Origin of the sequence: Flavobacterium sp. LHD-85 (assembly GCF_030929595.1) — a bacterium.
Classification (GTDB): Bacteria; Bacteroidota; Bacteroidia; order Flavobacteriales; family Flavobacteriaceae; genus Flavobacterium.
The window spans coordinates 691,740-706,952 of record NZ_JAVFVR010000001.1; the positions used below are offsets into that span (position 1 = coordinate 691,740).

Annotated in this window: 14 protein-coding genes; 1 reads left to right on the forward strand and 13 read right to left on the reverse strand. The window is 33.9% G+C overall.

The annotated features are described in order from the left end of the window. Positions 1-117: 117 nt before the first annotated feature. The 7 genes from RB618_RS02920 to RB618_RS02950 all read right to left on the reverse strand — a co-directional run bounded on the left by RB618_RS02920 (position 118) and on the right by RB618_RS02950 (position 7,966). Positions 118-699, reverse strand: coding sequence for a bifunctional precorrin-2 dehydrogenase/sirohydrochlorin ferrochelatase (locus RB618_RS02920; protein ID WP_308067402.1), 582 nt, complete (start codon positions 697-699; stop codon positions 118-120). Between the two features lie 215 nt (positions 700-914). Continuing rightward, on the reverse strand, positions 915-1,688 hold the full coding sequence (gene cobA, locus RB618_RS02925; RefSeq protein ID WP_308067403.1) for a uroporphyrinogen-III C-methyltransferase: 774 nt from the start codon (positions 1,686-1,688) through the stop codon (positions 915-917). Further along, the gene (locus tag RB618_RS02930; RefSeq protein WP_308067404.1) at positions 1,681-3,771 is read right to left on the reverse strand and encodes a HEPN domain-containing protein; all 2,091 of its coding nucleotides are present in this window, start codon (positions 3,769-3,771) and stop codon (positions 1,681-1,683) included. The genes cobA and RB618_RS02930 overlap by 8 nt, the downstream gene beginning before the upstream one ends. Positions 3,772-3,873: 102 nt before the next feature. After that, the gene (locus tag RB618_RS02935; RefSeq protein ID WP_308067405.1) at positions 3,874-5,118 is read right to left on the reverse strand and encodes a GTP-binding protein; all 1,245 of its coding nucleotides are present in this window, start codon (positions 5,116-5,118) and stop codon (positions 3,874-3,876) included. Positions 5,119-5,282: 164 nt separating this feature from the next. Further along, positions 5,283-6,182 (reverse strand): sulfate adenylyltransferase subunit CysD, encoded by a 900-nt coding sequence (gene cysD / locus RB618_RS02940; protein ID WP_008466601.1) that lies wholly within the window; start codon positions 6,180-6,182, stop codon positions 5,283-5,285. A 144-nt stretch (positions 6,183-6,326) separates the two neighbouring features. Further along, a complete protein-coding gene (locus RB618_RS02945) occupies positions 6,327-7,037 on the reverse strand; it encodes a phosphoadenylyl-sulfate reductase (RefSeq protein WP_308067407.1) in 711 nt (236 codons plus the stop codon). A gap of 26 nt (positions 7,038-7,063) precedes the next feature. Continuing rightward, the gene (locus RB618_RS02950) at positions 7,064-7,966 is read right to left on the reverse strand and encodes a sulfite exporter TauE/SafE family protein (protein WP_308067408.1); all 903 of its coding nucleotides are present in this window, start codon (positions 7,964-7,966) and stop codon (positions 7,064-7,066) included. Between the two features lie 310 nt (positions 7,967-8,276). On the opposite strand from RB618_RS02950, the gene RB618_RS02955 reads away from it, so the two are divergent. Beyond that, entirely contained in the window at positions 8,277-9,059 is a 783-nt protein-coding gene (locus tag RB618_RS02955) for a sulfite exporter TauE/SafE family protein (protein ID WP_308067409.1), read from the forward strand. Positions 9,060-9,126: 67 nt separating this feature from the next. Here the strand turns inward: RB618_RS02955 and RB618_RS02960 are convergent, their stop codons facing one another. From RB618_RS02960 to thrA, 6 genes are all read right to left on the reverse strand, one after another. After that, a complete protein-coding gene (locus RB618_RS02960) occupies positions 9,127-9,537 on the reverse strand; it encodes an Rrf2 family transcriptional regulator (protein ID WP_008466594.1) in 411 nt (136 codons plus the stop codon). 172 nt (positions 9,538-9,709) lie between these two features. Further along, positions 9,710-10,150 carry an RDD family protein gene (locus tag RB618_RS02965; protein ID WP_308067410.1) on the reverse strand — a complete coding sequence of 147 codons (441 nt, stop codon included), beginning with the start codon at positions 10,148-10,150 and terminating at the stop codon, positions 9,710-9,712. A 161-nt stretch (positions 10,151-10,311) separates the two neighbouring features. Continuing rightward, positions 10,312-11,484: an aminotransferase class I/II-fold pyridoxal phosphate-dependent enzyme gene (locus tag RB618_RS02970; RefSeq protein ID WP_308067411.1), complete on the reverse strand. Its 1,173-nt coding sequence runs from the start codon at positions 11,482-11,484 to the stop codon at positions 10,312-10,314. A 187-nt stretch (positions 11,485-11,671) separates the two neighbouring features. Then, positions 11,672-12,097 carry an OsmC family protein gene (locus RB618_RS02975; protein WP_111379425.1) on the reverse strand — a complete coding sequence of 142 codons (426 nt, stop codon included), beginning with the start codon at positions 12,095-12,097 and terminating at the stop codon, positions 11,672-11,674. Positions 12,098-12,121: 24 nt separating this feature from the next. Further along, positions 12,122-12,772, reverse strand: coding sequence for a DUF3592 domain-containing protein (locus RB618_RS02980; protein ID WP_308067412.1), 651 nt, complete (start codon positions 12,770-12,772; stop codon positions 12,122-12,124). A gap of 25 nt (positions 12,773-12,797) precedes the next feature. Further along, positions 12,798-15,212 (reverse strand): bifunctional aspartate kinase/homoserine dehydrogenase I, encoded by a 2,415-nt coding sequence (gene thrA / locus RB618_RS02985; protein ID WP_308067413.1) that lies wholly within the window; start codon positions 15,210-15,212, stop codon positions 12,798-12,800. Position 15,213: the final 1 nt, after the last annotated feature.

Below are 15,213 nucleotides of genomic sequence, written 5' to 3' on the forward strand. Positions count from 1 at the left end.
TTTCTTTCCGAAACCTTTTTACTCTTTATTTTTTAATGAAGAGGTAATCTCATTCATTCTTTTACATCGGGTTAAAACCCGACGCTACCAATATTATCGTTCCGCTGGAACTTTTTGTTATTCTTTACTTTTCAAAGAAGCAGTTATTTCATTCATCTTCTTTACTTTATCTTCAAAATTGCCTTTAAGGGTTTTTCGATATTCATTCAGATTTTCAACCATTTGATTGATATCTTCTGGAATTACTTCTTCAAAAAACTCCCGAAGCCTTTTGGCTGTCGTCGGTGATTTCCCGTTTGTTGAAATGGCAATTTTTACATTTCCTTTTGTTACGATTCCGCCCAAATAATAATCACATAAATCTGGTGTGTCGGCTATATTGCAAATCAAATAACGCTTTCTCGCTAAATCGTAAACCTTTTTATTTACTTTCAAATCGTCTGTACAGGCAATTACCATGTGACGTTTTTTGAGCATTTTCTTTTTGAACTTCGATTCTGTCAATTTAATCGAAGGATGTTTTTCCGCCAGAATTTTTATTTCTAAATGAAATTCCTTTGCTACTACCTCAACATTTGCATTCGGACTTGACTTTAGCAAGAAAGAAAGCTTTTCCAGACCTACATTTCCTCCGCCTACAATTAATACATTTAAATTGTGAAGCTTTAGAAATATTGGATATAATTCGTTTTGTTCCATGTTACCAATATGTTGTTCCTAACGGAACAATTAATAATGCAAACTTCGGGTTAAAACCTGACGCTACAAAATCGGTGTCAATCAGATGTTCCTAACGGAACATTATTATTGTGAAAACATTTATTTTTTTCTACCGATCAATTGTTCCTAACGGAACATTTATTGAAACCGTTTATTTTCTACCGATGAGATGTTCCTAACGGAACATATAAATTCTAACGAATTTCTTCTTTTGATAGAAATTCTTCGTAAAAACCTTTTAATTTATTGCTTTCTCTGACAACTTCGCCTAAAACAATAATGGCTGGCGAACCTAATTCTTTTTGTTTTACAACTTCTAAAATCGAATCTACTGTTCCAACTCCAACTTTTTCGTTTGCTGTTGTTCCGTTTTGAATGATCGCTACTGGCAGATTTCCTTTATCTTCTTTTTGAAACAAATCGATGATTTGAGGCAATTTATGCATCCCCATCAAGATTACAACTGTTGCAGAAGATTGCGCCGCCAAGGCTACATCTGAAGATAATTTTCTATCTGATGTTGTTCCTGTTATTACCCAAAAGCTTTCTGAAACTCCTCTTTTTGTTATTGAAATTCCCTGACTTGCGGGAACGGCAACTACAGATGAAATTCCAGGAACTACGATAGTTTCAATTCCGAAACTTTCTGCAAAATCAATTTCTTCTCCGCCTCTTCCGAAAATAAATGGATCTCCGCCTTTTAATCGAACTACGTTTCCATATGTCAAAGCATTGTCCACAATCAATTGATTGATTTGATCCTGCGTATAAGCATGATTTCCGATTCTTTTTCCAACAAAAATCTTAATCGCATTTTTTGGTGCGTAATCCAGAATTTCTTCGTTGGCTAAGGCGTCATATAAAACCACATTAGCTTCAGCCAATGCTTTTACAGCTTTGAGCGTAAGTAAATCGGGATCGCCCGGACCTGCACCGACTAAAGTTATTTTGGGTTTTATATTATGCATTTGCTAATTCCTGTGCTCTGAAAGTTTCAATTTTGTCAAAGAAAACTGTTGCTTGTGCAATGTAATCTTTAGCGAAAGCTTCAGATGGTTCATTTTTATTGATTTGGTAAACCAAGTCTTTAAAAGTTGAGTTCAATTCAATTTTACTAGTTTCGATGAAAACGGTATCAAACAAATCAACGATTCCTGCATGGTGGTTTGTTTTTTGGTTTTCTGCCAATAACAATGCTTTTGCACCATTTACAAATCCTGCATAAGCATGATAAATAGCATCTGACCATTTTTTCTCGTCGAAAGATTCCTGAGCCAAAATCAATTTCTCTTTAGCTTCAAACAATAATGTTGCTACTAAATCGATCACAACTCCGGCACATTCTCCAACTCCAACTGCTTTTACGTAATTGTCTGCATTCCCCCAATCCACAAAATCAGCTTCTGTTAAATTAGTTACATCTGCAAAAGGTTTTAAAATTTCATAGAAATATTTCTCTCCTTTTAAATCGTAATAGTTTAGGAATTTTTCTCCGTTTGCATTGGCATCAAAATCATTTAAGATGGTACGCAACGCATCTGGACCTCTACGGCTTGGAATTTTAATTACTTTATCAGCAAAACGTCCTTCTCCGTTTCCTAATCTTCCTCCACCCAATAAAACTTGTAAAGCTGGAGCAACTAGTTTTCCTGAGTTGATAGACATTCCTTGGAATCCAATTGCAGACATATTATGCTGTCCGCAGGCATTCATACAGCCTGAAATTTTAATTTCGATTTCAGTATTGTTTAAATACTGAGGATATTCAGCACTTAAAACTCTCTCCAATTCTTCTGCAATACCGGTACTACTTGCAATCCCCAAGTTGCAAGTATCAGTACCCGGACATGCCGTAATATCTCCAACTGAATTATATCCTAATTGAACAAAGTCAAGTTTGGCTAATTCTTGATAAAAGAAAGGAAGATTCTCTTCTTTTATGTTACGTATTACAATATTTTGACGCAATGAAAAACGTAATTCATTTGCTCCATAATTCTTGATTAAATTGGCTAACAATCGTGCTTTATCAGTATAAAAATCTCCTAATAAAATTTTGATTCCGATCGCGTAATAACCTTCTTGTTTCTGTTTGATTACATTCGATTTTTTCCATGCTTCATAAGCCGCAGTATCTTCGATTGTAACTTGTGGAACTTCTAATAACGGTTCTGTAATTGGGCCATCAAAAGCGGTTGTATCGATTTCGTATGTTTCAAAAGCGATGGCTTTTTTCTCTTTTTCAACCAAATCAAGAAAAGCGTCTTTCCCCATTTCTTTGATTAAGAATTTCATACGCGCTTTCATTCTTTTTGCACGTTCTCCGTATCTGTCGAAAATACGAATGATTCCTTCCGCTGTTGGAATGATTTCGTTAACTGGAACGAATTCTGAAAGCAATTCAGCATGTGCTGGCTGAGATCCTAAACCTCCTCCAAACATGATTTTGAAACCTTTTTGTCCGTCTTTAATTTTCGGAATAAATCCTAAATCGTGTAAATAACTCAAAGCCGTATCCTCGTCTGAAGAAGAGAACGAAATTTTGAATTTACGTCCCATTTCCTGACAAATTGGGTTTCTTAACAAATATTGAAAAAGTCCGTGTGCATAAGGCGAAACATCAAATGGTTCGTTTACGTCTACACCAGCCAATTCACTTCCTGTAATATTTCTTACTGTGTTTCCACAAGCTTCACGAAGCGTGATATCGTCTTTAGCCAAATCAGCCCAAAGTTCTGGTGTTCTGTCTAAACTTACGTAGTGAATCTGAATATCCTGACGCGTTGTAATGTGTAAACGACCTGTAGAATATTTATCAGAAACCTGCGTAATACGCACTAATTGCTCACTGGTTACTTTTCCATAAGGCAATTTGATACGAATCATCTGAACGCCTTCCTGACGCTGACCGTAGATTCCACGCGCTAAACGAAGACTACGAAAACGCTCATCATCAATTTTTCCTCCACGGAATAAGTGAATCTTTTTTTCTAATTCGATAATCTCCTTCTGAACTACCGGATTTTCTATTTCTGTTCTAAAACTTTCCATTTTTCTTTTTCTTGCTTTAGGCTTTAAGCTGTAGGCTATAAGCTTTTTTAACTTTGTGTTTTTTAGCTTAAAGCTTATTGCTTAAAGCTTACAGCAGTGAAACTAGCGAATGAATCCTACTCCTGCTGTTGTGTTAGTTGCTGTATCAATTAAGATGAAAGCTCCGTTTGATTTGTTTTCGTTGTATGAATCAAAGTATAAAGGTTTGCTTAATTTGATCGTAACTTCTCCAATTTCGTTGATTGCCAATTGTGAAGCTTCTGTTGTTCCTGAGTAATCTGTTGCAATTGTATTTTTGATGCTTTCTACTTTTGCTAAAACTCTGTTTGTATTATGTTGCACCAAATATTTAGTTCCTGCAACCAGTTTTTTACTGTCCATCCAGCAAACTGTCGTTGTAATGTCTTTTTCAATTTTTGGAAGCTCATCTGATTTTACAATCATATCACCTCTCGTTACATTGATATCATTTTCTAATTCGATTGTAATTGAAGAACCAGCTGTAGCTTCGTCAAATGTTTTATCGAAAAAGTGAATTTTAGTAACTTTTGACTCTGTTAAAGAAGGAAGAACTGTTACAGCATCTCCAACTTTAATAGAGTTTCCGTATAATTTTCCTGCGTAACCTCTGAAATCGTGGTACTCTTCTGTTTTTGGACGAATAACCGTCTGAACTGGGAAACGTGCTTTTCCTGCTTCATAAACATCATGAGAATGTAATCCTTCTAAATGTTCTAAAACAGTTTGTCCATCGTACCAAGGCATGTTTTCAGATTTATCAACAACGTTTCCGCCGTTGATTGCGCTTAACGGAATGTAGCTTACGTTTTGTTCTTTGAAAGTACTTTTTGCATTTAAAGCCTCAAAATCAGCTTTGATTTTATTGAAAACTTCTTCTGAATAATCTACTAAGTCCATTTTATTGATGGCAACGATTACTTCTTTTACTCTCAATAAATTATTGATGAAAAAGTGACGATAGGTTTGCTCGATAACTCCTTTTCTTGCATCAATCAAAATGATAGAAACCTGAGAAGTTGAAGCTCCTGTAACCATGTTTCTTGTATATTCTACGTGACCTGGAGTATCGGCAATAATGTAACTTTTCTTTGCAGTCGAAAAATAAATATGCGCAACATCAATCGTGATTCCTTGTTCTCTTTCTGCTACTAAACCATCTGTAGCCAAAGAAAAATCAAGATAATCGTATCCTTTTTGTTTACTGCTTTTTTCGATTGCTTCTATTTTATCAGTTGTCAACGATTTTGTATCGTACAATAATCTCCCGATCAAAGTACTTTTTCCGTCATCTACACTTCCTGCTGTTGCTATTTTTAAAACGTCCATTCTAATATTTTTGTTTCAGGTTTAATTTTTTTTGTTTCAGGTTTCAAGTTTAAAGTTGCTTGTCTTTGAACTAAAATTTAAATCTGTATGTTTTTATTTTCTTGATTTTTACTTTTAAAGGTTCCGAATTGCATTTACAATTAACAATTCATAATTAACAATTATTAAAAGTATCCTTGTTGTTTTCTCTTTTCCATTGCAGCTTCAGAACGTTTGTCATCAATTCTGGCTCCTCTTTCAGAAATGGTTGACGATCTGATTTCTCCAACTACTTCTTCGATTGTTGCTGCATAAGATTCAACAGCTGCTGTACAGCTCATGTCTCCAACGGTTCTGAAGCGAACAATTCTTTCTTCGATTTGTTCGTCTTCTTCTTGGTACACAAAAGGAGAATGCGACCAGATTAAACCGTCTCTCAAAAAAACTTTTCTTTTATGCGAGAAATAGATTGACGGAATCTCGATTTTTTCTTTCTCGATATAACTCCAAACATCTAATTCTGTCCAGTTTGAAATTGGGAAAACACGAACGTTTTGTCCATTTTCAATTTTTCCATTTAAGATATCAAACAATTCAGGTCTCTGATTTTTTTCATCCCATTGTCCGAAATCATCACGAACTGAGAAAATACGTTCTTTTGCTCTTGCTTTTTCTTCATCACGACGCGCGCCTCCAATACAAGCATCAAACTTAAATTCTTCAATTGCATCCAAAAGTGTTGTAGTCTGTAAGCTGTTACGGCTTGAATATTTTCCAGTTTCTTCAACTACTTTTCCTTCATCAATAGCATCCTGAACATTACGAACGATCAACTCTAAACCTAATTCTTCTACCAATTTATCTCTGAAAGCAATAGTTTCAGGAAAATTGTGTCCCGTATCAACGTGTAATAGAGGAAACGGAATCTTAGCAGGAAAAAATGCTTTTTGCGCTAAACGCACCAATGTAATAGAATCTTTTCCTCCTGAGAAAAGTAAAACCGGTTTGTCAAACTGTGAAATTACTTCTCTGAAAATGTATATCGCTTCACTCTCTAAAGCGTTTGTTTTTAATACTGAACTCATTGTTTTTTTGTTTGATATTTTTGTTGTGAAAAATTTTTGTTTCAGGTTTAAAGTTTCAAGTTTTTCGCCTAATCTAAAATCTCCACTCTTTATTCTATAATCTATATAATCTTGTCTCTTGCTTCTTGGCTCTAAAAAGTCTACTTACTCTTTCTTAGCACTATGAAGCCCACACTCTTTATGGCTTGATTCCCACCACCATCTTCCGGCTCTAATATCTTCCCCAGGGAAAATTGCTCTCGTACATGGTGCACATCCAATACTTATGAAACCTTGTTTGTGTAAAGCATTTTGCGGAACATTGTTTTCTGATAAATATGTTTCAACTTCTTCTAAAGTCCATTTTAACAACGGATTGAATTTTATGATTTCGAAGTTTCCATCGTATTCAAACAAATGTAAATCTTGTCTGTTTTCTGATTGTTCTGCTCTTAATCCTGTAATCCAAACTGAATTTCCCGCCAAAGCTTTTCTCAACGGAACTACTTTTCGAATAAAACAGCATTCTTTTCTATTTTCTACTGAATCGTAAAAGCTGTTTGGCCCTTTTTCTTTCAACAGTTTTTCTACTGAAGCCGCTTCTGGAAAATAAACTTCAATTGGTCTTTTGTATTTTTTTAATGTTTTATGAAAAACATCATACGTTTCCTGAAATAATCTTCCTGTATCTAAGGTAAACACCGTAATATCGGTGTTACTTTTTGCAATAAAATCAGTAATTACCTGATCTTCCTGACCAAAAGATGTCGAAAAAATTACTTTTCCCGGAAATTCTTTTGCTAAAAAAACTAAGGTTTCGTCAAGCGAAAAAGCTGCAGTTTTCTCTAATAATTCTTGTACAATAATCGCACTCATAAATCTCTCCTTTCTAAAATCATCTTTTACAATAATTTAGATAATGTTTTTAAACTCAATACTATAATTAGAACTCCAACGGCAATCATCATTGGTTTTCTTTTGATTCTATTTACCAAATAAGCCGCTATTGGCGCTGAAATAACTCCTCCTAAAATCAGACCGAAAATTATCTGCCAGCCGTGAATTCCGCCAAAAAGCATGAACGTAATTCCGCTTGCAAACGAAATGGCAAACTCAGCCGCATTCACAGACCCTATGGTATATTTCGGGTTTCTTCCTCTTCCTAATAATGTTGAAGTCACAATTGGCCCCCAGCCTCCTCCTCCAACAGAATCCATAAAACCTCCAAACACTGCCAAAACTCCAAGTTTTTTAGTTTTCTTCTTTACAAGACTTTTTCTCAAAGCTTTTCTGATAATTACAATTGCCAGAATAATCATGTAAACCGCAATAAATGGCTTAATAATATCTCCGTCAATAACATCCGATAATAAATAAGCTCCTGTAATTGATCCTAAAACTCCTGGAATCAATAAATGTCTGACTAGTTTTTTATTGATGTTTCCAAAGCGGTGGTGCGAAAGCGCCGATGCTCCAGTTGTAAACATCTCTGAAACGTGAACTGCCGTACTGCTCAAAACTGGCGAAACTCCATAAGCCAATAAAAATGACGTAGAAGTCGCTCCATATCCCATTCCTAAAGCGCCATCTACCAATTGAGCAAAAACACCAATTAAGAAAAACGCTAAAAGATTTTCATCAAGTCCCTGAACAAAACCATCCCACGAAAATTCAGTGTGATGATTATAAATTAATGTAACTGCCAAACCTAACAACAAAACAACAGGTATTACAACCCATAATTTTTCCTTTAATAAAGAATCAGACTTTACTACAGTGTTGTTCAACTTAAGTTCATTTTCCATATTTTAAGAATTGTTTTTGTTCTTAAAAATCCATTACCCTATCGGCTTAGTAGATTACTTTGCAAAAGTACTATATATTTCGAAATATCAAAACAATATGTTTACTTTTTTACATAAGCTATCATCTTATAAACCAAGTTAAAAGAGATTTAAAAAGGAATTAGTGATTATTTTAACAAATTAAATGTTGCCTTTTAATATTATAACAACATGCTCCAATTTTGTGATCCACAAAAATACGCATTTAATCTCTACAAAATCTATAGGATAATTATAAAAATGTTATTATTTTAGCGGCAAATATTTTTTCATGGATTTTCAGATTGGTCTTGTAATAGCAGGTTTAGCAGTTGGTTTTATTGTTGGGTTAACAGGTGTAGGAGGAGGTTCTTTAATGACTCCTATTTTATTATATTTCGGCATTTCTCCAACAACCGCTGTAGGAACCGATTTACTATACGCTGCCTTTACCAAAGCCGGAGGAATATTTGTACACAATAAAAAAGGAAACATCAACTGGAAAATTACAGGCTGGCTGACTTTAGGAAGCGTTCCCGCTGCTTTAGTAACTTTATGGATTTTACATAGTATTAAGACCGACATAGAAACCATAAATCGAGTTATTAAGTATAGTTTAGGATGGGCTTTATTGTTTACCTCTATCGCCATTATATTCAAAAAGAAGCTTTTAGTTTTTTCTCAAAAACATGCTGGAGATAAATTTCACAGCGAAAGCACGACACAAAATATGCTTACTATAGGAATCGGCGTTTTATTAGGAGCAACTGTAACCTTAACTTCTATTGGAGCTGGAGCTTTAGGAACTGTAACTTTATTTTTTCTTTATCCGCTTTTACCAACGCCTCGTTTAGTTGGAACTGAAATCGCACACGCTGTCCCTTTAACTTTAGTTGCAGGAATCGGACATGCTTCTATGGGAAATTTAGATTTAGGTTTGCTAGGACAATTATTAATGGGATCACTTCCTGGAATATATTGCGGAAGTATGTTAAGCGGAAAAGTTCCCGATCAGTTTCTTAGAAATGCGATTGCTGTAATGCTTTTCTTAGCAGGTTATAAATTGATTTTCTAATACATCATAAATAAAAAAGACCATTTCAAATTCAGAAATGGTCTTTTTTTTATGGATCAATTAATTCTTAAAACGCAATATCTGCTAAAGAATTACTTTCTAGTATTTTAAGCGTATTATCACGAACTTCAGTCATTAAACGTCGTGCCGCACAGGTTGATTCGTCGTCGCAGTCATCACATCTTTCGTAAAAATTATGACTCGCGCATGGCAATAATGCAATTGGCCCTTCCAAAATACGGTAGACTTTTGCCATACTGATATCTTTTGGATCTTTTATCAGATAATAACCTCCGCCTTTTCCTTTTTTAGCACCAAGAAAACCTGAGTTTCTTAACAGCAATAAAATACTTTCTAAAAATTTAATTGAAATATGTTCGCTTTTCGCAATTTCAGCTATTTGTACCGGTTCATTGTTTTCACGTCTGGCTAAATAAGTTAAAGCTTTGATTCCGTATTTTGTTTTCTTTGAAAGCACTAAGGTAAATTTTAGATTTAGATTATAGATTTAATTGCAAATCAATAATCTAATATTATTAGAAAGCAAAAATATACTTTTTAAATGAGAAAATAACAGATTAGAACAATATTCTACCAATTTAGTATAGTTTTAATTTTTAGCATCATTCAAATTTAATTTATGAAAAATTTCATCTCGTTCTTTCTAATTTCTTTTTGTTTACCACATATGTCATAGAAAGTGAATCATGCCATCCGCCTGAATCATGTATTGAATCACCTAGAAATGTAAAAGCATCAAAGGGTATACAACGGCATAAACTTCTCTTTATAATAGTTCTGAAACTTGGTTTTGTTCCATTTTTATCTATTACTACACTTCCGGTAATAAATTTCCCTATTGTTCTTCCAAATAATCCTTCCATCATAATGTAGTAAACAAGAATCGCAATAATTGCAAAAACGTTCCTCTCAAAATCTCCTAAATCATTTATCCAAGCACCCAAAGAACTCCGCTTAAAAAATGTTTTAAGAATACCTATTACAATAAATAGATCAATAATACAATTCAGAAAGCGTCCAAATGTCGGCATCAATAAAGTTTCGTCCAAAATGTAATTTGATTTGCTCATGCGTAGTAGGTATAATTTAACTTATAACAGTTTTGATCTCACTACTGCAAAAATATATGTTTTTTAAAACATCCCCCAAAAAGAACAACGATTTTAACAGTAAAAAATTTACAATTAAAATCGTTGTCATATAATTCAGAAAATCTAAATCTTATTACAAATTAAGAAAGTGCCTGTTTTAAATCTGCAATTACATCTTCAACCGTTTCCAAACCAACAGAAACACGAACTAAACCTTGCGTGATTCCTACTGCCAATTGATCTTCTTCAGATAATTTGCTGTGTGTTGTAGAAGCTGGATGTGTAACAATTGTTCTCGTATCTCCAATATTTGCAGATAAAGAACAAAGTTGAATTGCGTTCAAGAATTTTCTTCCCGCTTCTATTCCGCCTTTAATTTCAAATGCAATGATGTTTCCACCCGCTTTCATTTGTTTTTTAGCAATTTCGTATTGTGGATGCGATTTCAAGAACGGATATTTTACGCTGTTTACATTTGGATGACTTTCTAAAAACTCAGCTACTTTTAAAGCATTTTCGCAATGTCTATCTACACGAACAGCTAAAGTCTCTAAACTTTTTGAAAGAACCCAAGCATTAAACGGCGATAAAGCTGGTCCTGTATTTCTCGAAAACAAATAAATCTGTCTGATTAATTCTGCATCTCCAACTGTTACTCCACCTAAAACACGACCTTGTCCGTCGATTAATTTTGTTGCTGAATGAATTACCAAATGTGCTCCAAATTTAATTGGTTGCTGTAAATAAGGCGTTGCAAAACAGTTATCGATAATTAAAATCAAATTGTGTTTTTTAGCAATATTTCCTAGCAATTCTAAATCAATTACATCAACTCCAGGATTTGTTGGAGACTCAGCGTATAAAATTTTTGTGTTTGGTTTAATGAAGCTTTCGATTGTCTCTGGTTTACTGATTTCGAAATAAGAAGTTTCGATATTCCATTTTGGAAAATAAGTCATAAACAAAGCGTGAGTAGAACCAAAAACACTGCTTGCAGAAACAATATGATCTCCAGAATTTAACAAAGCTGCAAAAGTAGAATATACTGCTGCCATTCCTGTCGCGAAAGCATAACCTGAATCTGCACCTTCCATTTTGCAGATCTTATCGACAAACTCTGAAGTGTTCGGATTGCTAAAACGGCTGTAAATATTTCTTTCTTTTTCTTCTGTAAAAGAAGCTCTCATGTCTTCAGCATCTTCAAAAACGAAGCTTGATGAAAGGTACAAAGGCACCGAGTGTTCTAAATATTGAGATCTTTCTAATTGTGTTCTAATGGCTTGTGTTTCAAAACCAAATTCTTCTGTATTCATTGTGTTGTTTTGTTTTTTTTGTTTTAACACGAATTGCACTAATTAGCACTAATTCTATTTTTATATAAATTTCACAGAGACTCTCAAAGGAAACACAAAGCTTCACTAAGAACCAAAGCGAATTTCATTTTAAGAGGTCAAAAGAATTATCTAATTTTCTAATTACCCAATTCTCTAATTAACTAATTTACAAAGCCTCATTGTTCAAGACAACTTTGTAGTTAATGGTTGCTGTCGGTTCTACCGTTTTGGCAACCGAACAATATTTCTCAAAAGAAAGCTGTGCCGCTTTTTTTGCTTTATCTGGATTGATTTCTCCTTCTAAATAGAAAACCACATCAATTTCCTTGAAAGGTTTTGCTTCTTCGATTTGTACTCGTGTTCCTTCAACCTCAGCATTAAAAGAAGTGATTTCCTGACGCTGTTTTTTTAAGATCGAAATCATATCGATAGCGCTGCATCCTGCAACTCCCATTAATACCAATTCCATTGGACTTGCACCTAAATCGCTTCCGCCAAATTCGGCTCTGCTATCAACGTCAACTACGTGTCCGCGTTCATTTTTTACTTTAAAATGAAATGCGTCATTTACTCTGTTTAAAGTTACTTTCATTGTGTTGTTATTTTTTTTGTTTTTTTATTCTGTATTTGAATCAATGTTTTTTGTTCTCTCAATAACATTGATTTTGTTTTCTATATTAATATGAAAATAGTCATTTAATAAAATAAACAGACCTATTGCCCATATAATTATTAATGCATGAATACGATATTTCAATATAAAACTATTCTCAATATTTCTATTTCTACTTTTCGCTATTAAAGGCAAAAAAATCAAAAAGAGAAGCAATGAATTCCACAATATTGAAAAAATCAACGTAAAAATAATGCTATCATTCACACCAGGAATTACTATTGATTCTTTGTTGTCATCGGGATCAACATAAACCATAATTCTTTTGCTTTCTTTTAAAACAAGAAACAAAGTATCATGATCTTCTATATTACTCAAGCCGTAGCCAAACCCGATCCTATTTCCCCAATATTTTTGCGCTCCTATTACATAAGAATATTTAATCGCAACTTCATACGAAGTACTTCCTTTTCTAGAATATGAATTCATATCGACTTTTTCGATATTCGCTGGAACTTGAATCCAATTTTCAGCCTGCACTCCCTTAGTTATGGCGTACAAACTAAAAAACAAAGTTCCCAACCCAACTATTACAAAAGGACCGAGAAATAATATCCCACAGCCCCATCCCTGCAAAAAAGTCTTAATTTTCAATTTCTACGTAAATCTAAAAATCGTCTTATCCTTTATCAGACAATCTCAAAATATCTCCGAAAACTCCTCTTGCCGTTACCGCAGAACCTGCACCAGCTCCTTGAATAACGATTGGACGATCTCCGTAAGATTCTGTATAAATTTCGAAGAAAGAATCAGAACCTTTTAATCCGCCTAATGCAGTATCTTTTGGAACTGAAACTAATTTTACTTCTAAATTTCCTTTATCATTCTGCAAATCTCCAGACAATTCGCCAATATATCTCAATACGTGATTTGGCTGCTGTTCTGCTTTTATTTTAGCGTAAATTGGATCGAATTCTTTCAGTTTAGTCAAGAAATCGGCCGCACTTCCTTCACGTAAGTGCTCTGGAATTAGGTTTTGAATTGAGATTTCTTCAAACTCATTTTGCAAATCTAATTCTCTAGCTAAAATTAATAATTTTCTACCAACATCATTTCCGCATAAATCCTCACGCGGATCTGGTTCTGTATATCCGTTATCAATTGCTTCCTGCAGGATTTCGCTGAAAGGCGCATCTTTTGCAGAGAAATTATTGAATAAATAGCTTAATGTTCCAGAGAAAACTCCTTTAATTTTTGTAATATTTTCTCCTGAAAGGTGTAATAATTTAATCGTATCAATTAACGGTAAACCTGCACCAACATTAGTTTCATACAAATAATTCTTCTGGTTTTCTGCCAAAGCTTTTCTCAATTCTTTATAAAAACCGTACGTTAAAGTATTAGCCACTTTGTTCGAAGAAATCAAATCAAAACTGCTTTCTACAAGCGGAATATAATTTTCAACGAAAGTTGCGCTTGCCGTATTATCAATCGCAATTAAGTTTTCTAAATGATGTTCATTCGCGTAAGCAATAATATCTTTTATGGTGTAAGCTTCGCCTTTGGTTGCAATATCGTTTTTCCAATTGCCGTTAACTCCGTATTTATTTAAAAGCAGTTTTTTAGAATTCGCTATAGCAAAAACATTTAGCTTAATGTCCTTACGTTTTTCAATTGCCGCAGCCGATTCTAAAATCTGATTGATTAAAGTTCCTCCAACTAATCCGTGACCGAAAATAGCAATGTTGATCTTTTTAGAAACTCCAAAAATCTCTCCGTGAATTACATTTAAGGCTTTGTTTAATTCCTCTTTTTTAACAACCAAACTCACGTTTTTACCTGTTACAGTGTTATTAAACAAAATCGGAACAATTTTGTTTTTGATTAAAGCAGTATATGGTTTATGGAAAGTGCTCAAATCCTGACCAATAATCGAAATTACCGATACATTGTCTGTAACTGTGATTTGATTTACATCTTTAGAATAAAAATCATTTTCGAATTCTTTCTCTAATTCAACCATCGCAAGAGTCGCTTTATCAGTTGCTACAACAAGACCAATTCCTCTTTCAGATGAACCTTGAGAAATAATACTTACACTGATATTATGATCTCCCATTACTTTAAAAATTCGGGCATCAACTCCAGCTTTTCCAAGCAATCCGCGTCCTTCAAGATTTACAAGAGAAACATTTTCTAATACAGAAAGCGTTTTAATTCCTTCTTTTGAAGAATCAGATGTAATTAAAGTTCCGCGGTTTTCGTGGTTGAAAGTATTTAAAATACGTAAAGGAATATTCTTTTCTAACAAAGGAATAATTGTCTTAGCATGAAGAATTGTAGCTCCAAAATTTGCAAGCTCATTTGCTTCATTAAACGATAAATATTCGATTTTTTTAGCATCTGCAACCAAATCTGGATTTGCTGTGTAGATTCCGTCTACGTGCGTGAAGTTTTGTAATTCTTCTGCATTTAAGTAATTTGCGATTAACGAAGCGGTATAGTTACTGCCATTTCTACCTAAAGTAGTTGTGTCGTTGTTGTTATTAGATCCAATGAAACCTGTAACTATATTAACCGTTTCTCCGTTATGCTCTTTAAAATAATTTACTACGTTTTTCTTTGAAAGCTGTTCTAATGGCTGTGCATCGCCAAATTTTGAATCGGTTTTCAGCAAATCTCTTGTGTCGACAAAATTGGCAGGAATTCCTTTTTCTATTAAAATAGCTGTCAATAATTTAGCCGAAAGCAATTCGCCTTTAGACAAAATCTGATCTTTGATTTTTTTGCTGTAATCACCAATTAAGCTTACTCCTTCAAAAAGTTTGTCTAAGACATTAAATTCTTCAGACAAATCAACTTGTGGATAATCTGATATTTGATATTTTTTGAAATTTTCTAATAATTCTTTGTAACTGCCATTTTTTGCAGCAATGCTTAAGATAAATTCAAGCTCATCTGTTGCATTTCCGCGTGCAGATACAACAACGGCAATTTTTTCACCTTGACTTACTTTATCAGAAATGATTGAAACAACTTTATTAAGCCCTTCTCCGTTTGCTAACGATTTACCTCCAAATTTTAATACTTTCATT